Source organism: Arthrobacter sp. AG367 (assembly GCF_007828995.1).
Classification (GTDB): domain Bacteria; phylum Actinomycetota; class Actinomycetes; order Actinomycetales; family Micrococcaceae; genus Arthrobacter.
The window spans coordinates 959,683-984,672 of record NZ_VIVE01000001.1 but is presented as its reverse complement, the minus strand read 5'-3'; the positions used below and the strand labels follow the sequence as shown (position 1 = coordinate 984,672).

Here is a 24,990-nt window from a genome sequence, read left to right as displayed (position 1 = left end):
GGCACCCCTTGTGCCCCCGGCCTCGGATGAATATCAGATCCGTCTCTACGCGCGGTCCCGCAGCGGAGACGTAAGGGTGCGACTCGCCGCGGTTAGGGAGGCCATAGCAACCTCGCCATATGTCTGGGAGGACCTTACCGACGATGGTGTGCGGGAATGGGTTGAGCCTTCGATTGAAGACGATGTGCTGTTGGCGGCTGCACTGGTGTCTCTGGGAACTTTGAGCGCCGAGGAACGCCCTTATTTGGGCAAGTTCGTGGTCGAGGAGATCTACGAGATTCTGACAAGTGCAGAAGCGGCTTACTGGCACCGGGCCGTATCAGGCCGCCGCCGGCACTGACCGAATCAGCCTGGTTCCGAGATCCTAAGCTCTCAGAGCGGACCAAACGTCGTTCTTGAACCTATGAAGCATGGGCCTCTCGGCTGAACTCTGCAAGAATCACGGCATGGTCGACCGCACTGCGTCCGATGAGCACTACGTGCTTGACCTGTGCGATGGCGTCCTCGGCATGAGCAGCTGTCGCCAAGCGACGTTCGATTGGCTCCGCGGCGACCCGTCCCCTTTGCGACCCCTCGGCACCAAGCTACCCGTGGACGGCTTTTGGTCCGATCTCAAGCTCGTCGTCGAGTTCCAGGAGGAGCAGCATTCGAAGCCGTCGCCGTTCTTCGATCGGCGGCAGACCGTCTCTGGTGTCGGTCGCGGCGAGCAACGTCGCCTCTACGACGAACGCAAGCGCCTTCTTATCCCCGAACATGGATTGAAGCTCGTTGTGATCGAGAAGTCCGCGTTCATCGTCAAGTCGAAGCGGATCCGGCGCGACCCGACGAGGGACATTGCCGTGGTGCGCGCGCACCTCGGCAATGCGCAGCCAAAACGGCTCTAGTGCCGACGTCGCCATCGAAGTGCTGTGACGCGGACTCCGCTCTGGAATGCTGCCATCTGGGGCTTGCTATGACTTCGGCAGCCTTGTGAACAGGAAAAGAAGAACCGGTGCGAGTATGCACCGGTTCTTCTTTTTGATCGGTAGAAGCCAATCAACGGCAGGACGAAAACCCGCGATGGATGAGCCTCAGACCTTTGCGCTGGCCGTGCAGTCCACGAGTGCCGAGGTGAAGTCCTTCGACTTCCAGATCTTCTTGTCCTCGTCCTTCGGCAGGAAGTCCGAGATCGATCCGGTCCCTATTGGTGCGCCGCCGGCGAGGAAGCGCAGCGTCTCCTGCGAGAACCCTGCCTGGAAGACGACGCCCGCCAGGCAAGCGCCCGAGGCTGCGTAGGTCTTCTTCTGATCCTCGTTCAGCGCATAGGAGGAGAACGTCGAAACGAGCCCCGCGGTCAGCTGTGAGGAGGAGTTGATGCTCGCGCCCTGCGGCACCGGGAACTTCGGCGTAAGATCCGGCTGCCGGGCCTGGGGGAGCTCCTGTCCCTGCTTCGGCGGCACGTAGACCTGATCCTTGCCGTCCTTGCCGTCCTTGCTGGTCGTGGCAAACGGGGCCGGGGTCGGCGGGATCACCGCGTCGACGCAAGCGTCGAACTTGTCGCGCAGCTCGGGGGAGAGCATGATCGCGGCGTCCATCGCGCTGACCTCGCGCAGGCCATTTGCCACCGCGGCGATGTCGTCGCTGCCCTTGCCCACGATGTAAGCCTGCGCGGCGTCCGAGAGCTTCTTGTCCTCTACGGCGCGGACCAGGCACGCGCCGCCGTCGGCGCTCTTGGCCCCGGTGCCCTGGAACACGAGCCGGTCCAGCGCCTTGCCGAGGTTCTCGCTGGTCACCTTCGCCGCGCTGGTGCTCGGGCTCGGCGATGGCTGCGCCGTCTCTGAACCGGCGGAGCATCCGGCGAGCAGGCTGCCCAGCACCGCCAGTGCGGCGGCGGACAATGCCGCCTTCCTCGTCATCGGGGTCTTCATCGCCATGGCCTCTCCTGTCGGGTCGATGTCTGCGCCGGATGGCACAGAGCCCGCATCCGACTGGTCTTCCAGTACATCTTATCCGATAGGTCAATCGAATGGTCTATCGGTTGATGCGCGAAGAGCGACACAAAAGACGGCTGACAGAAGGTCTGCGCCAGGCCCTGGCGATGCCTGGTATCGCCAGGGGGCAGCTGGGCTGGGAGGGATCAACGGAGTTGATCCGGACGGGTGCTCGACGCGTCCCGAGCGCGTCACCCGGTCCCTGGGTGGGCCGGGTCGGGACGGCTTGCTGCGCCCGGACGACGCCGAGCGAGAGAGGGACTGCCAATGACCCGGACGACTGTGCCGACGGACCTGATGCCGCGCTGCCAGATCGCAGACCCGCAGGTGCAGGAGCACCTGCCGTGCCAGCACCACGAGAGCGGCGGCGTGCAGTGCGAGAACCCCGATCCACACACGGACGATCACTGGATCTCGGAGCACACAATTTCCCACGCGCTGGCCGGAAACGGCTACGCCTGCACGGCGTTCGACCCCGCAGAGCCGGCCCGAGCCTTCCAAGGGCCTGTCCAGACCTACACCGAACAGCAGATGGTCGACGCGCTCCTGCGCTGCGCCGCGGATCAGGACAGCCTCCCGCGCAACGACTACATCCGCCGCAGACACGACGACGAACCATCCGCGCCGCTGCTGGAGCGCCGGTTCGGCTCCTGGAATGCAGCCCTGGAGAGAGCGGGCCTGAACACCACCGAGCAGCCGCTGCACTTCCAGGGCGCGACCACGAAGTGGACCGAGGAGATGATCCTCGACGCCCTGCGCGAGTGCTGGATCAAGACCGGCTCCATCGCCGTGCTCGCCTACGAGGCCTGGCGCACCGGCGGCACCGACGGCATTTGCCGGACCCATGTCCCGCCGGCGGCCACCATCCGGTTCCGGATGGGCAGCTGGTCGCGGGCCACGCAGCTCGCCGTGGGATGAGCCGGCGGCCCTGACGCGGGTGGCTGCCATCCCGCTCATCCCACTGACCGCACACAGACCGAAGGACTCCATCATGACGATCGCCCGCCCCCTCCATGACGTCATCGACGACGCACGGCCGTCGGACGCCATCGCACAGCAGATCCAACTGCAGGCCGCCGCTGCGCTCCTGCCCGAACAGGAGTGGTGCGGCGGCTGCACCCCCGGGGACGATCCGGTGCCCGATGTCGAGGGCGGCATCCCTGGCATGCCGCAGGACGTCGTCCTGCGTACGACGGAGCCGCTGCCGCTGCCCGCGGCCTGGAAGGCCGCCTGGGGCCCGGCCCCGCTCTACGACATCGCGTACCTCGCCTGTGGGCACACCGTTGCCCGCCGGGCCTCCTGACCCGGGGCAGGGATGCAGCGACGCAGCGCAGCTGCGCCGGGGGACTCATCGACTGAACCACCGACCAGCGAAGGAGCGTCCCGCTCATGCCCATGACACCACTACAGAGCTGGGCCCTCATCGTGCTGCTCGCCGTCTTTGTGCTCGGGCTCATCTGGCTCTACGCCGAGGCCGAGGCTGCGCTCCGGCGCAGACATACAGACAAGGCGGCAGCACAGCAGCCGCAGGCCGAGGAGGCAGACAGCTCGCTCGTTCCCATTCCTGTACCCACCGCCCGCCCGACCCTTCGTCTCATCCAGGGGCAGGGCCACCAGGGCTCCGCGAGGTCCCGTCGCGGTCCCGCCGAGGTCTACGACTGGGCCCGCCGGGGAATCTAAAGAGACCCCTTCCGGCCCCCCTGGCCTCCTGCGGGGCTGGGTCAAGACTTCATGCGGCCCACTGCCGCACCACGAACAGCCCCGGGCCGTCGCGAGAAGCGCCGGACACACCGTTCCTGCCGCAGCCCGGCAACGAAGCCACGGCGGCCCGGGGTCAACAACCATTCACCTGCCTGTGCAGGCATCGAAAGCGAGAAGAACCATGGACCAGACCATCGCACCGCCCGTCATCAAGCACAGCGTCGCCGTCGACTTCGGCGTCATCGAGCTCACGGGCACCCTGCAGCACGCCGACGCCCAGCGCAGCCTCGTACTCCTGACCGACGAGGCCCCCGAGCGCATCTCGGTGAACCTCGAGGCATATGGCCTCGTAGCCGGCCCGGGGCGAGTGTTCATCAAGGACTGGTCGGAACACGCTGGCCTGGCCGAGCGCCTGCAGGAGGCGGGGCTCGTGCGCATCATGCGCTCCGTGACCGTCGGTCCGTTCGCCTCCACCGCCCACGAGGTCGAGGTCACGCTCTGATGGCCGCGGACACCCATGCGCTGAGCGTCCTGAAGCTGAGCACCGGCCACCTCGAGAAGATCGAGCAGCTCCAGGGACGGATGCTCGCCCTCGGCGAGGAACAGCTGGAGGTCGAGCGCCGCCAGCTCGAGGCCCAGGACACGCAGAACGTCCTCGCCTGGCTGCAGCTGCAGCAGGCCCAGGGGCATGCACCCGACCCGACGCTCGTGGACCTGGTCCGCCGGCGGCTGCGGATCTGAAGCAGACAGGAGAAACGCCATGGACAACATCATCGAGAGCACCGGAGTCCTCATCGCCACTCTTGCCTTCATGATCTGCCTCGCGTGGCTGGGCTGGTTGCTGTTCCGGAGACGGTTCCCGAACCGGGACGGGCAGATCGCGTACCTGGAGGAGGACTACCGGCGGGCCTGCGAGAGCGGAGACGTGGCCGCGGCCGATCAGATCGAGGCTGAACTCTGGGATCTGGGGGCAGCACCGGGCTGGCCTTGGGCCGGGCGTACCGGGTTCGATCAGCGCAGCTGATGCGGGACCCGTGATGCAAGGGCATCTGGGATCAACGCAGTTGATCCGGAAGGAGCACTGAGGAGCGCTCGATCAGCACAGCTGATCCGAGTCTTCATTCGAAAGATCATCGTCTGATCAGCACAGCTGATCCGGATGGGGGTCTGAGAGACAACCGAACACTTCAACTCACCATCGCGCGCGGAGCAGGGACACTGCCCGCGCGTTTCGTGCACAACGAGGAGAAATACTCATGTCGAACCCCCGCAACTCCGCCACCGTCATAGGCCGCCTGACCAAGGACCCGGTCGTCTTCAACAACCAGGACGGCTCCAAGAAGGTCGCGTTCACCCTGATGGCCGACCACAACTACACCGACAGCCATGGCAACCGCGGCGCTGACGCTGTGCCGGTCGAGGCCTTCGTGCGCGCGACCACCAACGGCATCGGCCCGTTCGCGAGCATCCACAAGGGTGACCTCGTGGCCGTGAACCTCAAGCTGCGCCAGGACCGCTACACCAAGAACGGTGTCGAGGTCTTCGAGCTCAAGGCAGTCGTCGAGGACATCACGTTCCTCGAGCCCCGCTCGGTGACCCAGGCCCGCGTGAACGAGCGCGTCGCTGCCGCCGAGGCGCAGAACCAGGCCCTGCAGACCCAGCCGGCTCCGGCTCCCGTCGCAGCCGCTGCCGCACCGCAGCCGGCCGTCGCCAGCGCCGTCCACAGCGAGGAGCTGCCCTTCTCCTGAGAAGCGCGCCCCGCACCCAGCACAACCCACAACTGAATAACAACCGAATAGGCGGCTCACGCACGCCGACAGTCCCCGTCCGAGGAGCCTCGCGCTGCTCGGACGGGGATCTGCTTTCGCTGGCCGCCGTCCTGCCCTGCCCCCAACGTCATCAGCCAAGAGAAGGAGTTCCGCCATGCAGATCGTCGCCGACGCGACCGTCGAGGCCACCGATCACGACCAGGCCCTGCACGCAGGGCTCACCGCCGTCGTCGGCTCGGTGATCACCGACCACCCCGGACCGGATGTCGAGGCCATGGTCGACGACGTCGTCACCGCCGTCATCCAGAAGCTGCGCCTTCACGCCAGCCAGGTCTTCGTCGCCGATCACGGCGGCACCCGCCCCGTGGAGCGCTTCCGCACCGTCACCGGGCGGATGGACCTGGAGGACGAATGAGCCTGGTCCAGCAGCTCGAGCCCGCCGCCGAGGTCCAGCCGGCTGCCGGGCTTCCCGCGGCGGCGCGGATCCTCGCCGAGACGTATCCCCGGATCGTCGACTTCGACCCCAGTGGGATGACGATCGAAGAAGTGCACTACTTCCTCGGTGAGTCGGCTGCCGTCGCCTTCTTCCAGTTCCTGGTCCTCACCAAGCGGTGCAAGGCCGCCGTCGGGATCCGGCGCTGAGAGCTTCCGTGCAGAGCGGTTCGATCCCTCCGTGGCTCCGGCCCCACCAGCGCCCCGCGCGCCCTGCCCTGCCCTCCCGGCAGCAGCGGCGTGGCGGGGCGCTGTCTTTTCGTTCAGGTTTCGTTCGTGGCCTGTGTGGAGGGGATCGGCACAGCCGATCCGGATCTGACGACGAAGGACAACGTCCCCGTCCTGCCACACTTCACTGGAGGTCCGCCATGTCTGGTCTCAGCTGCCCCAACGATGGCGTGCCGATGGAGTCCGACGCCCCCGCCACGGCCCGCGAACGGGCCGGCCGGCGCGGTTGCGCCTGCACCCACACCTGCCCGGAGTGCGGCTACTCCGAGATCCGCTGATCACCACCCATCGACCGAGGAGGGGCCATGTCGACCTCCGTGCAGCACCGTCATCACCGCAACCACGACCACACCCTCACCGGCTTCCTGTCCGCCGTCGCAGCGGTCTTCCAGGAGCTGAACGCCGCCGACGACGCCGACGAGCTCGAGCGCCACGTCGGCTGGGTCTCGCACTCGTGCGAGCCGGACTACCAGGTGCTCGTCGAGCTGATCGGCCCCGCGCCGGGCCTCGCCCTGCAGCTGGTCATCGACCTGGACATCGACTCGACGGTCGCCTCCGCGCAGATCGTCGGCACGGCCGATGACGAGTCGTTCACGACGGACGTCGAGGTCGGAGTCCGGTTCCTGTCCCATCTCGTCGAGCACCACCTCGCGCCAGCGGCCAGGCCGTGCGACGGCTGCACGGCTCCGGACTCCCTGCGGGCACCGACCTGGAAGTGAGTGGCGAACGGCTCCTCGTCCCTTTCCTCACAACCCCTCGCCGGCTCCTTCCCGGAACCGGCCCACGGCGCTCTAGCTCAGCGGCAGAGCACTCGGCGTTCTGACTGCCCGCGGTTCGATTCCGCATCAATCCCTGGTCAGGCAGACCCAGGCTACAGGCCCGTTGCAGGGCGACGCACGAGAGGTCACGGGTTCGATCCCCGTGAGCGCCACAGACCCAGGGTCGTACAGGCCCGCGCGATCCATCAGCTGCACCAGCCAGGAGGGCAATGCCATGACCGACACCATCACCCCCGCCTTCCTCGACATCGTCAAAGACGGCGGTCCTGCGGTCCAGGAGGCTCTGTTGCGCTCGACCGAGCGCCACCGCATCCTCGGCGGCAAGAGCGCCCGGATGCTGCGCCGGGGCGACCGGGTCGCGCTGCGCGACCTGAACCCTGATCTGGATGGCGGCACAGCCGTCGTCCAGCAGGTGCGGCCCTCGGTGGGCAGCACTGTCCACATCCTCACCGTCGGCGGTGAGGCCCACCTCGTCCGCGGCTCGCGCCTCGTGCTCGTCGCCCGCGGACCGGAACAACCCTGACCAGCAAGGAAACCGCCATGTACACCGGACCCATCAGCAACGGCATGCTGCTCGGCATGACGCACAAGGGACGCAGCGCATTGATCCGCGAGCTCAGCCCGGACGTGCGCCGCAAGCTCGCACACATCGCCTCGCTCGGTGCCGAACAGGAGACCAGGAAAGCCGCAGAGCACTTCGACGCTGGCCGGCGTGTCTGGGCCGGTAACAGGCTCGACCACGCCCAGTCACTGAGCCGGCTCGCTGCTGAGCTCACGGGCGAGCCCGACGGCGTCTTCATCGTCGAACCCATCGACTCCGGATCCGTCGCGGCAGGCAACTGATCTCTCTCACTGGACCCCTGGCACCGAGCGCATCGCTCAGGGCCGGGGGTCCTGTCTTTCTCTTTCCGGAACAGCCAGCACAGCTGGCTCGGGCGTGCCCGTGGAGAAGCACGCCTGCCACCCCGGCCAGAGCGCCCGACGACCACTCCAGCAAGGAAACCCCACCATGAAGCGCACCCCCTCCGGATCTGTCTTCGGCGGCCTCATCGCCGCCGTGCTCTGTATCGTCACGCTGACCGGCTGCGAGGACCTGCCGAAGGCCCCCGGCGTCCCGGGTACGCCGTCCACCAGCACTGCGGCAGCCCAGGACCCGGGACAGGTGTCCTCTGGCAAACCGGCGAGCGTGGAGACCAAAGTCATCCGTGTCATCGACGGCGACACCGTCGCCGTGCTGCCGGTGGCCGGCCTGCTCGAGGCGACCGACAAGCATATCGGGATCCCCGAGCACACAGTCAGGCTCCTGGGCATCGACGCGCCCGAAATGAACTATCACAAGGATGCCGAGCCCGAGTGCGGCGCTAGGGCCGCCACTGATCATCTTGGCGGCATCCTGCCGCAGGGCATGCCAGTGACCATCGAGTACGACCCCGGGGCAGACAGAACTGACCGTTATGGCCGTTCTCTCGCCTACGTCATCACACCGGCCCACAACGATGCCGCGCGACAGCAGGTCACCGACGGCTACGCCATGCCCTGGTTCCCCAAGGGCGAGCCGGAGCCCCAGCGGATCCCCGAGTACCGCACGGCGGCTGACAACGCCGTGGCACTGCATGCCGGTGCGCACTCACAGTGCTCCTCCATCGGCCGCGGCTGAGCTGCTGCACTTACAGACTACGAACCAGGAGAACCACATGCCCATCCCTACAGCACCCTCTGAGCTGGACGAACTCCAGGTCGGCGACAAGGTCCTCGTCAAGAGGGTCCTCGACCACCCCGCCTGGATGAAGCAGGTCCCGTGCGATCCCCGCAATGGCTCCACCGCGAAGTACGTCCGCGACCCGCAGGTCGTGGAGGAGCTGGGGGTGAGCTGCGTGATGGACCGCCGGGCGGTACCCGCGATCGCAGCTGCCGGCAACTGGCCAGGACGTGAGGCGCACACGCTGGTCCGCCTGCCCAACGGCTTCTGGTACGACTGCGCCACCGGCCTGCAGGACGGGTCCGGATCCACGCGCATCGAACGCATGCACTGAGCCTGAACAGAGCCCGGCACGGGGGAGAGCCCCTGGTGCCGGGCTCGTCTCTTTCCTGGCGGCTCGTCAGATCGGCACAGCCGATCCGGATCTGGACTCGAAGGAGACACCCGCTCCTTCCTGACCAGAAGGAGCAGCACGATGAGCCACGACGACCACAAGTGCAGCCTGGCCCAGCTGGAGCGGGCGCTCGAGGTGCTCAACGGAAAGCTGAAGCGCCTGGGGCTGAACGCCCCGGTGCAGATCCGTGCGATCGGCGGCTTCGCGCTCATGAAGTACGGCATCCGTGCTGCGGACCGGGCATTCACCGTCGACATCGACAGCGTCACCGGCGATTTCGCGCCAGAGGTCATGGCGGCAATCCATGAGGTGGCCGACGAAATGAACCTGGAGCGCGACTGGATCAACAACGACAACGTGATGGACGGTGACGACGCTGAGCTCGTGGCCTCGATATACCAGGCGCGCTGGATCGACGACGACACAGCGTACGAGTGCATCAGGCTTCAGCTGGCCAGTGTCCCCACGCTGACCCGCGCCAAGATCATCGCCGCGGACACCGCGGAGTTCTCCGGCCGTGCACAGGACCTGCCGGATCTCCTGGAATTGCTCCGATTCCAGGGCATCACCACCGCTGCCCGGTTCGATGCTGCTTACCCGGATCCCTACGACGAATACCCCGCCGCCCGCGAGGCCGTGCACGAGCACTTCGCTGCGGACAGGACGTTCGCCTGAAGAAGACCCCACCGTCAGAGCGCGTGCTCCGGCGGTGGGGTCTCTTTTTTGTGTCCGTGGTTTACTGCTGGCCGGAATCTTCGGAGTTACCTCCGTCGTCGATGTCCTTCAGCCGCTGTTCCAGCCGGGTTGCGTGGGCCTCTTTGACTTTCCGGTAAACCTTGACGCCACCTGCAATGACCAGACCTGCAGCCGCCAAGACCCCCGCGGCGATCAGGTCCTCTGTACGGGCATCCTGCTTGCCTGCGTGGTAGCCCTTGCCATAGACCGCGCTTCCCGCCACGAATCTCTCCCTTTGTTGAATTTTGAACTCCGCCGAAAGCCTATCCCAGGGTGCGTGGAGGGGTTGTGCCGATGCTGCGGATCATCCGCGTTTTGCCGGCGCGGGGTTGGAACCTTCTTGTTGTTCTTCTTCATCTTCGATTCTCAGGTGCAGCCAGTGGTGGTGACAGCGGAGCTGTCACGGAGGAGTCATCGACGAAGGACGGCCTGCAGTGCAGCGCCGTGCCCCACAGGATTCCGAGGAGAACCGCCATGAGCACCATCGCCGCACCCATGCAGGACGCGCTGCCATTCGACTTCGGCTCTGATGTGCTGGTCGTCAGCGCGCCCGTCTACGACGAGCAGGCCCGCCAGGCCGACCGCGAGCTGTGCCAGCGCTACGTCACGGGATGGTGCGGCACGGCGTTCACGGCGGACGGCACACGGGCAGAACGCGCCGAGACCACCTTCGCGGATTTCCAGGCGGCCGCCCGCCGTCTGGCAGAGGGCTGAGGAACCAGCGCAGCTGATCCAGGTCCGGCATCGAACAAACGACTTCATCAAACAGGAGGGGATCACCGTGTCCATTGCCACCACTTCCGAGCCCGACCTCGACGCTGAAGCCCAACGCGTTACCGCCGTCCACCGGCTCGCCACGAGCAAGGCCTTCTACCCGGAGCTGCGGCGTGCCGAGGCTCAGGCCCGGGTCCAGCTCGCCGCCGCCGTCATAGCAATGGACGAGGTCGAGGACCGCATCGCCGCCGGCGAGAAGATCCACTCACTCTACGAGCAGGCTGCAATCGAACGGGCCAAAGACGCCTACGCCCAGGCGCTGGCTGATCTCGTCCGCGGCGAGTCCAGCGTTGAGGCTGACCCGTCGACTTCCCAACCCATGAACCAGGAGCACTGATCACCATGTCCTTCCTCGAGAAGATCGGATTCGTCGAGACCGCCGAGCAGGAGGCCCAGCGCCTCGCGCAGTCGCCCGAGGGCTCGGCCAACCACGAACTGTCCAAGCTGCCGGTCACCATCGAGCAGTGGCCCCAGGACCTGCTCATCGAGCTGCCCTGGCACGCCACCGAGCGGGGCTCAGGCCACCGCGTCGTCGTGGTGCCCATCGAATACCGCGGCGAGGCCCGCACCGAGGGCGAGGAAGAACCCCGTCCTCGCAAGCGCCACGCTGGTTGGTGGAACTGCGCGGTCGTCGCCAGCGACCACCCCAGCTACCCGGTCGGCGGTTACCGGCTGAGCATCCCCGCTGCCGAGCTCGCCCGCGGCAAGCGGATCGAGCTCTGAGAGAACACATCCCACGACGAAGGAGCGTGAACCACCATGCCTGACACGATGCAGACCACCGGCCGCCGCGAGCGGATCCTCCGGAGTGTCGGCAGGGCGCTCCTCGTCACGGGGATCGTGCTGAACGTCCTCGCCCTGCTGCCCGCGATCGCAGCCAGCGCCTGGACCGGCCACTGGACGGCGAGCGTGGTGCTCGTGGTCCTGTCCGGTGCTGTCTGGGCTGCTGGACTTCCGGGCCTGAAGACCTGGGCTGCCCGGCTACGCCGTCACAACGACACCCAGCCCAGCCAGCACCAATGACCAGTCGCCCTGCCTGATCCCACCAGAGCCCCGGCTCCTGCGCTCCGGCGCGGGGCCGGGGCTCTCGCTCTGTCTCTGAGGCGGGTCCACGCGCTGCGGGGCAGCGCCTGGTGTTTTGCAACAGCAAGAGAACCATCCCGAACAAAGGAAGAGCCATGACCACCCTGACCACGACGCGTGTCCCGCTCAAGCAAATGGACCCTGCGATGCTCGTGTTCGAACTCGAGCGGGAGATCCAACACCTCATGCCCACGAACACGGAGCTCGTGACCCGCGCAGCTGCGACGGCCTCGTTCCTGCACCGGAAGCAGACCCGCTTCATCAGGGGAGACATGCCTCGCGTGCCGTACATCGAGCATCCGCTGCGCGTGGCGTTGCGCCTCCTGCGCTGGGGCGTCACCGACGCTGAACTGATTGCCGCAGCACTGCTGCATGATGTCGTCGAGGACTGCAGCAAAGAGCTGCTTGCTGCTTTCGGCCAGCCGGGTGAGGATCCCCTGGGCTGTCTGGCGCGGCTGTACGGCCGGCGCGTCTCGGTGCTCGTTGGGGCGGTGACCACTCCTGGCGGGAGCACCTCCTATGAGGAGCACCTCACGCGGCTTGCCAACTCCGGTTCCCGGGCGCTGCTCATCAAGGCCAGCGACCTGAAGGACAACGCCGGTTCGATCCGGCACCAGCTCGGCCACGGCCAGGATTCGCGCATGTGCCGCATGCTCTTCAAGTACATGCCGGCCGTCGAGATCGTCGGAGCAGGTCTGCGCCGTTCGCTCTGCTGCCCTGCGACCCAGCAGTGCACCATGGCCGCCATCGCCGCGATGGAAGATCTCAGCCACGATCTCGCAGCCCTGTCGGCCGAGCATGGCATCGATTGACCATCCTGTTGACCTGGATCACCAGCACCGCAAAGACCTCCCTGGCGCAGCATCAGCTGCCGCCGGGGAGGTCTCTTTTTCGCCCGCGCTGTGCCTGCCGGGCGCTACGGCATGTTGTCCATCGGCAGCAAAGAGATGCCGATGAGGTCCACAGCTCCGGTGAGGACTCCGCCGAGCAGGAACACCAGCCCGGAGACCACCATCACGAGCACGGCGAAGACTACAGGTCGGTCCTCGTGCAGCTGCTGGAGCCGTGCGACGATGCCCGAGGGCTTCTCATAGGTCTGACGCTGGTCCTTCTTGGGTCCGTCGTGGGTCTCGTCGTGGTCGGTCATGGTATTGATCCCTCCTGGGGTGGGCTGTGGTCTGTTGTTGGTCGATCAGTGGTCTCTTTCGGGGCTTCCTGTGGTACCGCTCAGCACTGTGAGCGGTACCACAGGAAGCAGTACGCGATCGGCAGCCTGCACGCATCATCTCGATGCCGACCGCAAGCCTCTCAGGACCGGGCCACGAATGCATGATCGTCACGCCGCGGCCTTGCTGCGCTTGCCCTCGGGCTTCTGGACCTCGACGGCCTTCGCCGCCAGGTACAGGCCCTCGCGGTTCAAGTGGCGCGAGTACGCGGCGTCGAGGTAGAGCACCGGGATGCCGCCGGCGGCCTTCTGCAGGACAGGGCGCAGGATCTCCTTGATCGGGCCCGAACCGCCGCCGTAGACGTACACCACCTCGGTGGTGCCGCCGACCTCGGCGAGGACGTCCTCGAAGCGTGCGCCGATCTCCTCGGCCAGGTACTCGGCCTCCTCGTCGACGTAGCCCTTGGCGCGGTCAAACCTGCCCTGGAGGAATACGCTGGGCTCCTGCTGCAGGAAGTCGGCCAGCGCCTTGCGGTTCTTGAACCTCAGGTCCTTGTCTCCGCTGGTGCTCATCCGGTCCAGCGCGTTCGTCAGCGCGGTGCCGTAGCCCTGGTCCAGCGTGCTGGCCGCTTCGGAGTTGAACGCGCCGTCGGTGAAGACGGGGAAGTTCACGGTGCCCTCGCCGACGTCGACGCCGACGGTGTTGCGCACACCGACCAGCAGCTCGGCGGTGACACCCTGCAGGCGCGCGGCCTCCTCGGGGTCCGAGGCCCGAAGATCGTCCAGCAGAGCCTGCGCCAGCGGCGCGCCCTTGTCGGTGATCGCGAACTGCGCGGACGCGCCCTCGGGCAGGACCTGCACATCCTCGAACTGCAGGCGCACGGTGACCGGCGTGGAGAAGTTCTTCACGGTCACCAGGTGCACCGTGGGGTCGGCCGCGCCCAGGAGTCCCACGAACTGGGCAGCGTAGGCGCTGCGGCGCTGCACGTACTCGGCAATCGGCAGAGCCAGGCCTGCGCGCACCGTGGCGCGCAGCTCGCGGTCCGGCAGCGCGCCGTGCTCGCGGACATAGTCGCGCAGGGCCTTGGCGGCGAAGACGCCCAGGACGAGCACCGAGCTCAGTTCCTGGTCGGCCTTCGAGCGGGATCCGACGACCTCGAACTGCGTGAACTTCGACCCAGGGGTGCTCAGTGCCGCGCGGCCGAAGGTGCGCAGGTCCGAGTGCCCGATCAGGGGAGTGGTGAACGAGGCGGCGACGCGGTTGTAGAAGTCGTCCTCCACCACGATCTTGAAGGCATCCGAGTCAGCCTCGGGCACCTTGGGCGTGGAGCGCGAGGTGCTCACCACGGCAGAAGGAAGGTCGATCGTGTCAAAGACCTCCTTGCCGTGGACCTCGCCGCGGATGACGCCCTTGACGTATCCGTTGCCGACGTCGATGCCGCCGGTGAGCTGGATGGTCTTCTCGGCGGTGCGGGTGTTGCTCATGGTTGTGTCCCTCTCGGTCAGGAAGTCGGTGTCTCAGGAAGTGCGGTGCGGATCAGCGGGTGAGGAAGGCGTCCAGCCCCGAAGGGACAGAAGGCTCCTCGGCGGGAACAGGGTGGGGCTCGCGGACAGGAGGCGTGGGCGGCGGCTGAACAGCCTGGGCTGCCTCGACGCGCTGCACGGGCTCTGAAGAAACAGCAACAGGCACGGCAGCCTCGTCACGGCCTTCGCGACTCTCGTGCTGGCTTTCACTCCCGTCACGGCGGTCATCGCCGCGTTCCTCTCCGTCAAGGGCCTCGCTGCGCCCAGGGTCCTGCTCGCCCTGCGGCGGGCGGCCGCGCCGGGGAAGCTGCTCGACGGGACGGTTGACCACGTCGATGTAGCCGTCGCGCTGGATGGACTCGCGGATCAACAGCTGGAGCGAGCGCGAGATGTCGTACTGCTCGTCGAGCCACCGGTTCGTCGACTCGTCGGCCCGCGGGACGCTCCAGCGCAGACGGCGCGGCTCGGCCTTATCGGTCATTGCGAGCACCCCCTTGCGCCCTCGTGCTGATGGACACTGTCCTCGGTCATCGCGGCCCCCTCTCATGCGCGGTCCCCGAGGCGCTACTGCCAGTCGGGGACCTTTCGACTCATTTATCAGTCATCATTCTACTGGTCTTTCAATGGTCTCTGCAAGGACCACGCCAAGACCAGCAAAAGGCCACCAGCAGATCAGGCCTGCGTCACCGTGAGCGACCATGGCCGCGGCGGGACCCGTGGGAGCCGCCGGCAGGACCCGCAGAAGGCCACGGGTCAGCCGGGGAACCAGAAGACACAGGACTCATCAAGGGCTCACCCGGGACCGGCACGCGGTCCGCTGCGGACCAGCAGAAGACCTCGATCAGGCCACGGCACATTGGAGGGCGCTCGGTGGTCCCACACAAAGCACAGAAGCGCCCTCGAAGAGACCAGCAACAGTCCACCGTCGCGAGCCGGACCAGAGCAGACCTGTGAGAGACCATCATGAGACCAGCAGTGCGCCCGAAGCGGCCCCGAGGAGCGCCATCCGGCACTTAATGGTGTCTGAATGGCCTTTCTGGACTCTCTCGGGGCTTGTGTAGGTCTGGTCTGTGTCCCTGTCTGTCCATGCCGGTGCAATGATCTGTCCACTCCGGGACCAGAAGGGGTCCAGCGATGCGGGCCCGGACCGGTACCTGGAACACCCGCCTGCGACACCTCGAGGCAGTCCTGGAGCGAGCGGAGGAGCTATCGGAGCAGGGTGGAGCAGCTGTGGTTGCGCCTGTGGCGTCACCGACCCGCCCGGGGGGGCCGCAAGGAGAGCGGAGGGAAAAGGCGAACTGGGTAGTAGGGCCCCGCATGGAGCGAAAGGGCAAAAACTCCGCTTCCTGAAGAGGCTCACGGGCGGTGGGGGTCTAGAAGGTAAGAACCCGTGAGCCTCTTCAGGAAGCTGCACCTGGTGGGAGACCCGGACGGCTCGGTGACGCTGTGGAAGCGGGGGCTGCCGTTGGATCCAGGGAGGCTTCATGCTTCCCGGGAAAGCTCCTCTTCTGATGCGTCCACGAGGGGCAGGCCGGGCGGTGGCCGTCGAGGACTCGCTGTCGCTCATCCGGGGGTGCAGCTGCCACCAGGAGGGGCAGTCGGCCGGCCCGGAACGGACCCCGGCAAGGAAGCGGTGTGGGCCCGCCTCGGACGCGGTGCGACAGGTGCTGGCGCGACCGCGAAACAGAGCCGGAGTGAGCGCCCGCACACCGGTGCGACGAGCGCACCGACAGATCAGTGCAGTGCTGTGACAGCAGAGTTTTCCACAGCCTGACGCGACAGGTCGCGAGGAGTGGTGGACCGCTGCGCGCCGGGCCTGATGCGCCTGCGGCAGCAGGATCCACCAGGGGGTGCGGACCGGGCTGCGCCCGACGTCGCTGACGCTACATGTGAGGACCCGTACGGGTACCCGCTCGTGCCTCGCGGTGGTGCGGAAGATGCATCCGTACGGCGTTGCAGCGGACGGCAAAAGGGCTGTACAACCAAAAGCCCGTAAATCCAGCGGAAACGACATGACCCGTACACCCGCTGCGCGGATGGAGAGGGGGTGTACGGGTCAAGGGTGTACGGGGCGTTTCCCCTGATATTCCAGGCTTCCGCTAACGCTCCAGCCGTGGAATGGCGAAATGGCGGCAAGAGAGGAAAAGGGCATAAGGGAACCTGGCAACAGCGGTCCTGCGGACCCTCCGCTTCGCTCCGGTCTCTCGCTGCGCTTCGAGACGCTGTTGGTCGGCATAGCCGACAGGTTCCACCGCTCGCTTCGCTCGCCGGTCCGTCAGTCGCTGCGCTCCCTCCGGCTATGCCCAGCGCTGCGCTTGAGTGGAGGACACCCCGCCTGCCCCGCCGCATTTGTCCACAGGTGGACGACGCGGCAAAGGGTGCAGCCAGGCGGTGGATCACCTGGCGCTGCGCACCAGGTTTGTCCGAGGAGGACGGCCCGTCGGCCGGCCCGCTGCGCGGCCCAGTCGGAGCAGTTCCCGACACGGTTCACCAGTAGGCCGTCAGGCCAGCGGAGCTGGCACGGGAGCTGGACCGTACATCGAGTCTCCGCGGACCCCTGGCGGGACCTGCACTCGATGCCCGACACCTGCATCCCGAGAAACAGAAGAGGCATCGTCATGACACACGCCCGGAAGGCATCCAGGTCCGCACGCCGGCCACAGCCGCAGCTCTCGCCCTACGACACCGGAGCAAGGTGCGAGGCCAAGCCGTGGATCCCCTACGGAGAGCGAGTCACTGAGGCGACTCCGGCGGAGAGCTTTGGCAAGGTCGACTTCGACGATGAAGAGAGCGGCACGGTCTGCGTCGCCTACCTCGAGCGCGACAAGGACGGTGGATACACCCTTCACGTCGCACCGCTCAGCGAGGACCGGAAGGTCCGGGTGGCAATCCATTACGAACGCGGCGGTGCCAGGGTCAACAGTGCCCAGGCGTCGGCAGCTGCCGCGTAGTGACCTGCCGACTGAGAAGGAACACCGGGAATCATTCCGGAAAACATTGCGGCGAAAGAGGACGCGAATGATGCAGCGACAGACGAGTATCACAATCCGGACTGCCACCGCGGCGGCCTCGGCGGGATCTATGCCGATGACCAAGATGACCAGCCGGGAGGCATCACGATGACCAGTGGATTCAGCCATGCCCTGCTCGTGACCGGTTCCCGGACCTGGGACGCCGCGGAGGCCATGAAGGCGGCTTTGAACGAGGCCTGGAGAGCCTGGGGACCGTCTGCGGTCGCCCGACCCGTGCTCCTCTCAGGGCACTGTCCCAAGGGTGCTGACGCCATGGCCGAGCGGCTGTGGCGGGCTGCCGGCTTCGAAGTAATTGAGTTCCCGGCCGACTGGAGCGCTGAGCCCAAGGCGGCGGGCTTCACCCGGAACCAACGGATGGTCGATGCCCTCGTCGCCATGCGCGCCGGGGGAGCGGAGGTCCGTGTCGCCGCCTTCCTGGACCTTTGCAGCAAGTGCGACCAACGCACCGGCCAGCAGCAGCTGATGCCCGGAACGCCAGGGCACTTCTCACATGGCACCGTGCACGCCCGCTCCCGCGCCCTGGCTGCAAGCATCGAGGTCGAAGACATCATCCACCCGCGCCTGCCTCCGTTCTGACAAGTGCACACCCCGGAGATGACAACAGCCCTGCAGCTGGTGCTGCAGGGCTGTTGATCCTTGATTCGAATAGGTGGCCGGAAATCTCTCCGGTATGGCCCGAAAGACTGCGGAAAGGGTGGGGCTAGAGAGTCCGCTCGATGCCGTGTGCCTCATCGTGGGCCTTCATGACAGCTTTCGGAATGCGACCAAACTCGGGCACTTCATGACCGTTCTCGCGCGCCCACTTACGGATCTCCTCACGTTCCTCGGGCGTCGTCTCGGGCACGAGTCGCTTCTTCTCGCCCTTCTTAGTGGCCTTTCGACCCTTACTGATGTATTCCTTGAGATTCTTCTCAAGCTCTTTGCGCTCTTCGTCGGTCAGGTCTATCTCGAACCAGGTGTCGCCCAGTCCGAAGGTGACTGTGGCAGCATCCGGCTTGCCACTGATGTCCGACTCCACAATATTTCGAATAGCCATGTCTTGAATGGTAGACGATCCGAACCACCTTAGAGAAGTCTTTGGGCACGCCAGAACGACAGATCTTTCGAATGCCTTCATCATAGGCCGAAAACGCTGCTATACCAGCATAATAAACCCGCAGCACTGCTAAAATCACACTGCCAGCGGGTGCCTTTCCCCACCCCTGTAAACCGACCATTCGACACGATCGAGAGGCCCCCCACCATGACCATTCTCCAGACCGTCGACGACCATCCACTGACGGACGACGGCGTCGACCTGTTCGCCCTGATGTGCCAGCGCCGCGGCTGGACCGACGAGTACTTCCGCGAGATCGAATCAGCTGAACACGACGAGCTCCTGGGCCTGGCCGAGATGGTCGAGGCCCTGGAAGACGCCCGCGCCGCCGGCCACAAGGTCACCATCGCCCCTGACTTCGACATGGACGGGATCTCCTCCGGTGTGCTCGGCTACGCCGGACTGTCAGAGCTCGGCTTCGACGTCGAGCTGCACGTGCCCGACTACCGCCGCGGCCACGACCTCACGGCCGAGGACATCGCAGAGATCGCCGCGACGTGGCCGGACACCAAGGTCCTGCTGACCTGCGACGGGGGAGTGAACTCCCACCGCGGGATCGCCGCCGCCCGGGCTCTGGGATGGAAGACCCTGGTCACCGACCACCACGAGGAGCTCGAACCCGGTTCGAGCGCCGACGTCACCGTCGACCCCTGTCGGATGGACGAGACCTACGCCAACACCGGCATCTGCGGCGCACACGTGCTCTACCAGGTGTTGGAGGCCTATGCCCGCGTCCACCGGCCGGAGAAGCTCTGGGAGATCCGCCTGCTGCGCCTGTTCGCCGGCCTGGGCACCGTCTCCGACGTCATGCCAGTGCTGTACGAGAACCGGCAGCTGGTGCGCGACTCGCTGTCCATCGCACGGCTGCTGTACGCGCCCGCGCCGCGCACCGTCCCGACCCCCTGGGGCTTCGACCCGGACCCCGAGGCGATCGACGTCGGGCAGTCGACGCTGATGCAGCTGCTGCGCGTCGACCCGCACCACCCGGCCTTCGTCCGGGCCTTCGAGGGCTTCGCGGTCCTGCTGAAGGCCTTCGGCCAGGCAGGCAAGGTCCGCGACATCGACAGTATCGACGAGGGCTTCTACGGGTTCTACCTCGCGCCGGCGATGAACTCCCCGCGCCGCACGGGCGACCCGCTCGCACCGTGCTTCGGTGTGTTCACCGCGCCTGACCAGGACTTGATGCTCGAGGCGGCACACCAGGTCATCGCGACCAACGAGAGCCGCAAGGAGCTTGTCGAGGTCCACACCCAGGAGCTCGAGGAGGGTGATCAGCCGCTGGCCCCCTGGGTCTACTTCTCCGAGGCCTACCCGGGCATGTACGGTCTGCTCGCCAACCGGCTGATGGAGCGCCACGGCCACCCGGTCGTCGTGCTCAACCGTCCCGTCGGGCCGGATGACTACGTCGGAGGCTCCGGCCGGGCACCGTCGTGGTTCGGCATCATCGACACGCTCGAGCACCAGGACGGCATGCGTGCCATCGGCCACCAGCAGGCCTGCGGCGTCAAGGTCGACCGGGCGGAACTGCTCGACGGTCTGGTCGAAGCATTGCGGGAGGCCACGCAGGTTGCCCTGCTGGCTGTCGTCCAGGATGAGCGCCGGGCCGACCTGGTCCTGGGCCCGGACCGGGACTGCGATGCTGGCCTGGACGACCTGGAGCCTCTGGTCGGCTTCGTCCGGCGTGTGGAAGCGCTGCGGCCCTTCGGCCACGGCTTCGTCGAGCCGGTGGTCGAAATCGCTGTCGAGCCCCTTGGGCTGCGGGTGGACCGGATCGGTTCCGATACTGACTGCGGCCATGAGCGCACCGACGCCAACCTGATGACCAACGCCCGCGGCTACCGCGTGTGCCGCCTGTGCAAGAAGCATCTGCGGCTGGTCACCAGGTCCGGGCTGTCCTGCCTGTGGTGGAACGTCGCCGAGGAGAAGGAGCCGGAGATTTCGGCTCTGACGCGGTCGGCCAGCCGCACCGAGGTCGGAACGCTGCGTTTCATCGCGAAGCTGCAGCTGAACACCTTCCGCGGCGAGACCCGCGTCCAGGCCGTCATCGAAGAGCAGATCCCCGCGTCTGTCTGACCACGGAAAGGAGGCGGGGATGCCCGCTCCACCCATCAAGTCCCGGCTCGTCTCCATCGCGTGGTGTGTCCTCGTGCCCCTCGGCGTGCTCGCCGCCTACCTGGGACTTGGCCTTGCCGTAGTTTCCGTGGTCGGCGAGCCCGTCCTGGGTACGGCGGTGCTCGGAGGCCTGGTGGCGCTGCTCGTCGGCGCTGCCAGGCTCTTCCGGCCCCGGTGGTTCGCCAACGCGCCAACGGTCCGACCGATGTCCGGAACACCGCGCTTTACCCGAACGGTGCTTGGGTGCCTGGCTCTGGCGTTCTTCGCCGGCCAGTCCCTGGCCCTGTGGCTCTATACCCTGGGCGGCTCGGCGGGATTCGATGAATCGACCCGAGCCAGGACAGACGCCGGTCCCGTCGTGGCCCTCCTGCTAGCACTGGTGGCAGCGCCGGTGGCCGAGGAGATGCTTTTCCGCGGCCTGCTCTACCCGCTGCTGCGGCGCAGGGTCGGCATCGTCGCGGCGGTGCTCGTCACCGCCGCGGGCTTCAGCCTGCTGCACGCCAACGTCGTCCAGTTTGCTGCCACGCTGCCCCTGGCGGTGCTGCTGGCGCTGGTCTACGAACGCGCCCGCGTCCTGTGGCCGTGCGTGCTGCTCCACCTGGCCTTCAACCTCGCGGCCGTCCTTGTCCCCGCCCAGCTGCTGGGCGCATTGGCGAACCCCGTCTCAGCGCTGCTGATGACCGCGGCGTTCCTCGCGTGCGCCCTGGCGGTGTACCGCATGGCGGCACCCGCGCCCGGGCCTGCACAAGACGACAGGGAAGCCGGCGGGGAAGAAGGCAGGGAAAGCGAGCCACAGGCCGCATAGCGGCCGGGCTCAATGTGCAGGACTGACGCTGGTGCCCTCCGGGCGACCTTTCGGCCGTGGGCCGACGGTCGCTCCGGAGGGCCTGCTCTTGGGTGACCGGGGTGATCCGGTCACCGGGGGATTGGCTGAAGGATTTTCGTCAGCCAGACCTGAGAGGAGGTGGATCCACCATGGCAGTCGTCAACAAGTGCGCGTATGACGCGCAAGGCCGGCTCGTGCGCCCCAGCGGCAGCGAAGTGCGCCGCGCGCGGTTCGCCAGCGACTTCGACACCGGTGAGAGGCCGACCTTCGATCGAGGGTCCATGCACTTCTTCACCATGAGCACCAGCGGCCGCACGGCGGAGCAGGCGCACGAACGCGCCCGCGAGATGCTTGCCCGCTTCTTCGAACGCGCCGAGTCCGTCGCTGGCTTCCGCAAGCTCGAGATGCGCCGGAGGCAGGGTGTGATGCCCTGCAACCGCAACGTCTCCATCACCTACGAGATCCTGTACGCCGTCGAGGACGGCCACCGGGTCCGTGCCCACATACCCGAGTCCCCCAATGCGGGATACCGGCGAGGCCGCAGCGCGGCCGCCTTCTAGGCGGCCGGCGCACCCAGGGCCTCGCACCAGCGTGAACGCGCAGAAAGGCCGGAGAGCTCCCTTCCCACGGGGATGCTTCTCCGGCCTTTCTGTTTTCACGTTCCTGTGACAACAACACCTGGTGACGGTTCCTGGCCCTAACACCGATGCCCACTATATCAGTGTCGATTCATCATGTGCAATGCAGTCGGCGTCCCATTCCGGCGACCATTCGAAGGTCTGTCTCGAATCACTCGGAATAACTCGGAAGCCCGGTCGACCAGGACGCGGGACCCATCGCGATCGCTCCCGTCAGGGCCGTCAGGGCCTGATGCTCCGCTGCACGGGAGGACGCAGCGCCGAGGTGTACCACGTGTCGTGGTACACCTCCCGATCCCAGTGCTGGCCTGCTCAAACGGCGGGTCAGGCGACCGCGGCCGAGGGAGTCTGTACCACGTGCCCGAGCGGACGTGGTACGCCGTATTGCCTTGGCAGATCAGCGTTTTCGGCGGGTGTACCACGAGTACCACCAGATTCCGAGCGTTTACATATGTGCGCGAAGGACGCCTCCGATCGGTCATCCAGCCAGTAAGAGCTCTTATCCCCATGCGCGTATATCTAGTCTTTATTTAGTGGTACAAGTGGTACAGGGGGTATATAAAGCCCGTCTGACCAGGGCAAACGCCTGTACCACGTGCAAATCTCCATGTGGTACACCCCGTTTGGAGAAGTCCTGAAATCCCCGACTGACCAGGGGAAACAGGTGTACCACGTCAAGTGGTACACCTTCCGATACCCATTGGGGGTATACCGGCTCGCTGCTGCAGCCGGATCCCAGCTCTGGAGGTTCCCGGCCGGCCGGTCGGAAGAACTCCCCGAACCCCGACCAGGGGGTCGGGCGGCTCACGCCGCCCGCGGGGGAGTGCTCGAGCACGAGAAGCCAGCGGCTCCGTGGGGCATACGCCCCCGGAGCCGCTGTTTCTCATTCCAGACCGCACGCTCTCGTCGTGTCGCCGTGGCCTCCGGGTCTCGCGCGCGACCCCTCCGAGCCCCACCCGGGTACCACCCGGGACCTCTGTCGGACCATGAGTCGACTATCAGTCGACTCGTTGCGAAAGACCATTCGGATGGCATAGAGTCGTGAGCACGTTCCTATTCGATTACGAGACCAATCGGCTTCCCACTCACTGCCGGCAGGTACTCGACGCGATCGAGAAAGACAGCAGCATGACGACTCCTGACGACCCAACGCCCGTCTTCGACGAGGACTTCGACACCCCCTCGACCAACCCTGTCGCCGACGCCTTCACCGAGGTCATGACGTACTTCGCCGACGGCGGCGACATCGCCCCGCAAAACGAAATAGTCACGCGCGCGACCGAGGTCTACCTCCAGCTGATCGACCCGTCGGACCCGCCCGCACCGCGCCTGCTCGAGAAGCAGCTGCTCGCGATCGTGAACGGCGTCTCCAAGGCCGAGAACAGCAAGACCAAGGTGGCTGCCGAGAAGCTGCCCCTGGCCCGGCACCTGACCTACTGGCAAGTGGCGCAAATCCTGTTGAGCCTGCACCACGTGATCCGCATCGCCCCCAGCGCCAAGGACACTGACCGCGAGTACGACCTGCTGGCGATGTACCAGGCCACCGGTCCGGGCCGCGGCACGTACACCACCAGCGAGGACGACATCCGCACCACGGCACGCCGTTACAACACGCAGCTGACACTCAAGGAGTTCGCCGAGGTCCTGGCAGTACTCCGCGAGGACAGCCCGCGCCGGCACCAGTGCAGCCACAGAGACCTCATCGCCGTGAACAACGGCGTGTTCCACTACGGCCGCGAGGCCCGGGACATCCATGAGGGCGGCAAGGCCTTCCACTTCGAACCCAAGTCGCTCGTGCCCTTCGACCCGGCACTGGTGTTCCTGGCCAAGTGCCACATCGACTACGTCGAAGACCCGGACAACCCGGTGATCGTCCACCCTGTCGACGGCTCGGTCTGGGACATCGAGTCCTGGATCCGCGAGCTCTCCGACGAGGAGGGTATCCCCGAGCTGCTCTGGGAGGTCATCGGCGCGATCATTCGGCCGCACGTCAGTTGGGGCAAGACTGCCTGGTTCTATTCAGAACAGGGCAACAACGGCAAGGGCACGCTGTGCTCGCTCATGCGCAACCTGTGCGGGCCACGCTCGCACACCTCGATCCCGCTGAGCGACTTCGGCAAGGACTTCGCGCTCGAGCCGCTCGTGCGCGCCAACGCGATCATCGTCGACGAGAACGACGTGGGCACCTTCATCGACAAAGCGGCCAACCTGAAGGCGATCGTCACCAACGACGTCATCCAGATCAACCGGAAGTACCGGATGCCGATCGCCTACCAGTTCTTCGGCTTCATGGTCCAGTGCCTCAACGAGTTCCCGCGCGTGAAGGACAAGTCCGAAAGCTTCTACCGCCGGCAGCTGTTCGTACCGTTCAACAAGAGCTTCACCGGCATGGAGCGCAAGTACATCAAGGACGACTACCTCCAGCGCCGCGAGGTCCTGGAGTACGCCCTCTGGTACGTGCTCAACCGCGCCGGCGCAGCCGACCCGGGCAACTACTACCAGCTCTCCGAGCCGGTGGCGACCAAGGTGGTCCTGGCCGAGTACAAGGAGGCCAACGACCCCGTGCGCGCCTTCTGGGAAGAGTTCCGCGAGCGGCTGGTGTGGGACCTGGTGCCTTTCACCTTCACCTATGACCTCTACAAGGCCTGGTTCGCAGACGTCTCGCCCTCGGGGTCGCCGGTGAGCAACAAGCAGTTCATCACGGACCTGGTTGCGATCGTGCGGCCTGACCCGCTGTGGCACTGCCCGGACAAGAACAAGAAGATCCGCCCCGGCCAGATGATGGCCACCCCCGAGACGACCATCGCCGAGTACGAGCTGAAGAAGTGGATGAACCCGCACTACAGCGGCTCGGACCCGAAAAAGAAGTCGCAGCCGGTCCTTCAGGCCAACTACCGCGGCCTGCTCCGGCACACAGGTCCCGCCGCCCAGGTGGACGCCGACGACGAGGACACCACAGGAGAGGACTGATCC

General features: G+C 66.3%; 34 protein-coding genes and 1 tRNA gene. 29 read left to right on the top strand and 6 right to left on the bottom strand.

From position 1 onward, the window contains the following. Nucleotides 1–446: 446 nt before the first annotated feature. Nucleotides 447–884 carry a hypothetical protein gene (locus FB478_RS04620; protein WP_056388145.1) on the top strand — a complete coding sequence of 146 codons (438 nt, stop codon included), beginning with the start codon at nucleotides 447–449 and terminating at the stop codon, nucleotides 882–884. A gap of 186 nt (nucleotides 885–1,070) precedes the next feature. Here FB478_RS04620 and FB478_RS04615 read toward each other — a convergent pair whose 3' ends face one another. Continuing rightward, nucleotides 1,071–1,913, bottom strand: coding sequence for a hypothetical protein (locus FB478_RS04615; RefSeq protein ID WP_202986597.1), 843 nt, complete (start codon nucleotides 1,911–1,913; stop codon nucleotides 1,071–1,073). A gap of 324 nt (nucleotides 1,914–2,237) precedes the next feature. Here FB478_RS04615 and FB478_RS04610 point away from each other — a divergent pair, with 324 nt between their 5' ends. The 17 genes from FB478_RS04610 (at nucleotide 2,238) to FB478_RS04540 (ending at nucleotide 9,707) form a co-directional block, all read left to right on the top strand. Beyond that, the gene (locus FB478_RS04610; RefSeq protein ID WP_142133550.1) at nucleotides 2,238–2,888 is read left to right on the top strand and encodes a homing endonuclease associated repeat-containing protein; all 651 of its coding nucleotides are present in this window, start codon (nucleotides 2,238–2,240) and stop codon (nucleotides 2,886–2,888) included. A 73-nt stretch (nucleotides 2,889–2,961) separates the two neighbouring features. Further along, a complete protein-coding gene (locus tag FB478_RS04605; RefSeq protein WP_056387641.1) occupies nucleotides 2,962–3,273 on the top strand; it encodes a hypothetical protein in 312 nt (103 codons plus the stop codon). A gap of 86 nt (nucleotides 3,274–3,359) precedes the next feature. Then, nucleotides 3,360–3,650, top strand: coding sequence for a hypothetical protein (locus FB478_RS04600; protein WP_056387639.1), 291 nt, complete (start codon nucleotides 3,360–3,362; stop codon nucleotides 3,648–3,650). A gap of 202 nt (nucleotides 3,651–3,852) precedes the next feature. After that, the gene (locus tag FB478_RS04595; protein ID WP_056387637.1) at nucleotides 3,853–4,173 is read left to right on the top strand and encodes a hypothetical protein; all 321 of its coding nucleotides are present in this window, start codon (nucleotides 3,853–3,855) and stop codon (nucleotides 4,171–4,173) included. Further along, nucleotides 4,173–4,412: a hypothetical protein gene (locus tag FB478_RS04590; protein WP_056387635.1), complete on the top strand. Its 240-nt coding sequence runs from the start codon at nucleotides 4,173–4,175 to the stop codon at nucleotides 4,410–4,412. The genes FB478_RS04595 and FB478_RS04590 overlap by 1 nt, the downstream gene beginning before the upstream one ends. A 19-nt stretch (nucleotides 4,413–4,431) precedes the next feature. Continuing rightward, a complete protein-coding gene (locus tag FB478_RS04585; protein ID WP_056387633.1) occupies nucleotides 4,432–4,695 on the top strand; it encodes a hypothetical protein in 264 nt (87 codons plus the stop codon). A gap of 232 nt (nucleotides 4,696–4,927) precedes the next feature. Next, nucleotides 4,928–5,419 (top strand): single-stranded DNA-binding protein, encoded by a 492-nt coding sequence (locus FB478_RS04580; RefSeq protein ID WP_056387630.1) that lies wholly within the window; start codon nucleotides 4,928–4,930, stop codon nucleotides 5,417–5,419. A 175-nt stretch (nucleotides 5,420–5,594) separates the two neighbouring features. Then, nucleotides 5,595–5,855, top strand: coding sequence for a hypothetical protein (locus tag FB478_RS04575; protein WP_056387628.1), 261 nt, complete (start codon nucleotides 5,595–5,597; stop codon nucleotides 5,853–5,855). Continuing rightward, nucleotides 5,852–6,082, top strand: a complete 231-nt coding sequence (locus FB478_RS04570) for a hypothetical protein (protein ID WP_056387625.1) — start codon at nucleotides 5,852–5,854, stop codon at nucleotides 6,080–6,082. The genes FB478_RS04575 and FB478_RS04570 overlap by 4 nt, the downstream gene beginning before the upstream one ends. A gap of 218 nt (nucleotides 6,083–6,300) precedes the next feature. Continuing rightward, nucleotides 6,301–6,438, top strand: a complete 138-nt coding sequence (locus tag FB478_RS21065; protein WP_156400144.1) for a hypothetical protein — start codon at nucleotides 6,301–6,303, stop codon at nucleotides 6,436–6,438. Nucleotides 6,439–6,465: 27 nt separating this feature from the next. After that, nucleotides 6,466–6,879, top strand: coding sequence for a hypothetical protein (locus FB478_RS04565; protein ID WP_056387620.1), 414 nt, complete (start codon nucleotides 6,466–6,468; stop codon nucleotides 6,877–6,879). A gap of 66 nt (nucleotides 6,880–6,945) precedes the next feature. After that, nucleotides 6,946–7,091, top strand: a tRNA-OTHER gene (locus FB478_RS21060). A 62-nt stretch (nucleotides 7,092–7,153) separates the two neighbouring features. Then, nucleotides 7,154–7,462, top strand: a complete 309-nt coding sequence (locus FB478_RS04560; RefSeq protein WP_056387617.1) for a hypothetical protein — start codon at nucleotides 7,154–7,156, stop codon at nucleotides 7,460–7,462. A 17-nt stretch (nucleotides 7,463–7,479) separates the two neighbouring features. Then, nucleotides 7,480–7,782: a hypothetical protein gene (locus FB478_RS04555; protein ID WP_056387614.1), complete on the top strand. Its 303-nt coding sequence runs from the start codon at nucleotides 7,480–7,482 to the stop codon at nucleotides 7,780–7,782. A 166-nt stretch (nucleotides 7,783–7,948) separates the two neighbouring features. Next, nucleotides 7,949–8,596, top strand: a complete 648-nt coding sequence (locus FB478_RS04550) for a thermonuclease family protein (protein ID WP_142133553.1) — start codon at nucleotides 7,949–7,951, stop codon at nucleotides 8,594–8,596. Between the two features lie 37 nt (nucleotides 8,597–8,633). Next, nucleotides 8,634–8,972: a hypothetical protein gene (locus FB478_RS04545; protein WP_056387609.1), complete on the top strand. Its 339-nt coding sequence runs from the start codon at nucleotides 8,634–8,636 to the stop codon at nucleotides 8,970–8,972. 141 nt (nucleotides 8,973–9,113) lie between these two features. Continuing rightward, entirely contained in the window at nucleotides 9,114–9,707 is a 594-nt protein-coding gene (locus tag FB478_RS04540) for a hypothetical protein (protein ID WP_056387607.1), read from the top strand. 61 nt (nucleotides 9,708–9,768) lie between these two features. Here FB478_RS04540 and FB478_RS04535 read toward each other — a convergent pair whose 3' ends face one another. Beyond that, on the bottom strand, nucleotides 9,769–9,990 hold the full coding sequence (locus FB478_RS04535; protein ID WP_056387604.1) for a hypothetical protein: 222 nt from the start codon (nucleotides 9,988–9,990) through the stop codon (nucleotides 9,769–9,771). Between the two features lie 251 nt (nucleotides 9,991–10,241). Here FB478_RS04535 and FB478_RS04530 point away from each other — a divergent pair, with 251 nt between their 5' ends. The 5 genes from FB478_RS04530 to FB478_RS04510 all read left to right on the top strand — a co-directional run bounded on the left by FB478_RS04530 (nucleotide 10,242) and on the right by FB478_RS04510 (nucleotide 12,436). Further along, on the top strand, nucleotides 10,242–10,481 hold the full coding sequence (locus FB478_RS04530) for a hypothetical protein (protein WP_056387601.1): 240 nt from the start codon (nucleotides 10,242–10,244) through the stop codon (nucleotides 10,479–10,481). 67 nt (nucleotides 10,482–10,548) lie between these two features. After that, complete coding sequence (locus tag FB478_RS04525; RefSeq protein ID WP_056387598.1) at nucleotides 10,549–10,878, top strand: hypothetical protein; 330 nt, start codon at nucleotides 10,549–10,551, stop codon at nucleotides 10,876–10,878. 5 nt (nucleotides 10,879–10,883) lie between these two features. Then, the gene (locus FB478_RS04520) at nucleotides 10,884–11,264 is read left to right on the top strand and encodes a hypothetical protein (RefSeq protein WP_021473549.1); all 381 of its coding nucleotides are present in this window, start codon (nucleotides 10,884–10,886) and stop codon (nucleotides 11,262–11,264) included. A 36-nt stretch (nucleotides 11,265–11,300) separates the two neighbouring features. After that, nucleotides 11,301–11,564 (top strand): hypothetical protein, encoded by a 264-nt coding sequence (locus FB478_RS04515; protein ID WP_056387596.1) that lies wholly within the window; start codon nucleotides 11,301–11,303, stop codon nucleotides 11,562–11,564. Between the two features lie 155 nt (nucleotides 11,565–11,719). Beyond that, nucleotides 11,720–12,436 (top strand): HD domain-containing protein, encoded by a 717-nt coding sequence (locus FB478_RS04510; protein WP_144599826.1) that lies wholly within the window; start codon nucleotides 11,720–11,722, stop codon nucleotides 12,434–12,436. A gap of 104 nt (nucleotides 12,437–12,540) precedes the next feature. On the opposite strand, the gene FB478_RS04505 is transcribed toward FB478_RS04510, so the two are convergent. The 3 genes from FB478_RS04505 to FB478_RS04495 form a co-directional block, all read right to left on the bottom strand. Beyond that, complete coding sequence (locus FB478_RS04505) at nucleotides 12,541–12,771, bottom strand: hypothetical protein (RefSeq protein ID WP_056387591.1); 231 nt, start codon at nucleotides 12,769–12,771, stop codon at nucleotides 12,541–12,543. 189 nt (nucleotides 12,772–12,960) lie between these two features. Continuing rightward, nucleotides 12,961–14,274 (bottom strand): hypothetical protein, encoded by a 1,314-nt coding sequence (locus tag FB478_RS04500; protein ID WP_056387588.1) that lies wholly within the window; start codon nucleotides 14,272–14,274, stop codon nucleotides 12,961–12,963. Between the two features lie 52 nt (nucleotides 14,275–14,326). Continuing rightward, nucleotides 14,327–14,794 carry a hypothetical protein gene (locus FB478_RS04495; protein WP_056387585.1) on the bottom strand — a complete coding sequence of 156 codons (468 nt, stop codon included), beginning with the start codon at nucleotides 14,792–14,794 and terminating at the stop codon, nucleotides 14,327–14,329. 2,137 nt (nucleotides 14,795–16,931) lie between these two features. On the opposite strand from FB478_RS04495, the gene FB478_RS04490 reads away from it, so the two are divergent. Together FB478_RS04490 and FB478_RS04485 are read left to right on the top strand one after the other, a co-directional pair. Further along, nucleotides 16,932–17,264: a hypothetical protein gene (locus FB478_RS04490; protein WP_056387581.1), complete on the top strand. Its 333-nt coding sequence runs from the start codon at nucleotides 16,932–16,934 to the stop codon at nucleotides 17,262–17,264. A 168-nt stretch (nucleotides 17,265–17,432) separates the two neighbouring features. Then, a complete protein-coding gene (locus FB478_RS04485) occupies nucleotides 17,433–17,921 on the top strand; it encodes an SLOG family protein (protein ID WP_056387577.1) in 489 nt (162 codons plus the stop codon). 124 nt (nucleotides 17,922–18,045) lie between these two features. On the opposite strand, the gene FB478_RS04480 is transcribed toward FB478_RS04485, so the two are convergent. Beyond that, nucleotides 18,046–18,381 carry an Lsr2 family protein gene (locus FB478_RS04480; protein WP_056387574.1) on the bottom strand — a complete coding sequence of 112 codons (336 nt, stop codon included), beginning with the start codon at nucleotides 18,379–18,381 and terminating at the stop codon, nucleotides 18,046–18,048. Nucleotides 18,382–18,588: 207 nt separating this feature from the next. Here FB478_RS04480 and FB478_RS04475 point away from each other — a divergent pair, with 207 nt between their 5' ends. From FB478_RS04475 to FB478_RS04460, 4 genes are all read left to right on the top strand, one after another. After that, nucleotides 18,589–20,514 (top strand): DHH family phosphoesterase, encoded by a 1,926-nt coding sequence (locus tag FB478_RS04475; protein ID WP_056387572.1) that lies wholly within the window; start codon nucleotides 18,589–18,591, stop codon nucleotides 20,512–20,514. A 19-nt stretch (nucleotides 20,515–20,533) separates the two neighbouring features. Continuing rightward, entirely contained in the window at nucleotides 20,534–21,358 is an 825-nt protein-coding gene (locus tag FB478_RS04470; protein ID WP_142133557.1) for a CPBP family intramembrane glutamic endopeptidase, read from the top strand. 215 nt (nucleotides 21,359–21,573) lie between these two features. Continuing rightward, nucleotides 21,574–21,939, top strand: a complete 366-nt coding sequence (locus FB478_RS04465) for a hypothetical protein (protein ID WP_142133558.1) — start codon at nucleotides 21,574–21,576, stop codon at nucleotides 21,937–21,939. Between the two features lie 1,119 nt (nucleotides 21,940–23,058). Then, nucleotides 23,059–24,987: a phage/plasmid primase, P4 family gene (locus FB478_RS04460; RefSeq protein ID WP_200953126.1), complete on the top strand. Its 1,929-nt coding sequence runs from the start codon at nucleotides 23,059–23,061 to the stop codon at nucleotides 24,985–24,987. The last annotated feature ends 3 nt before the right edge of the window (nucleotides 24,988–24,990 follow it).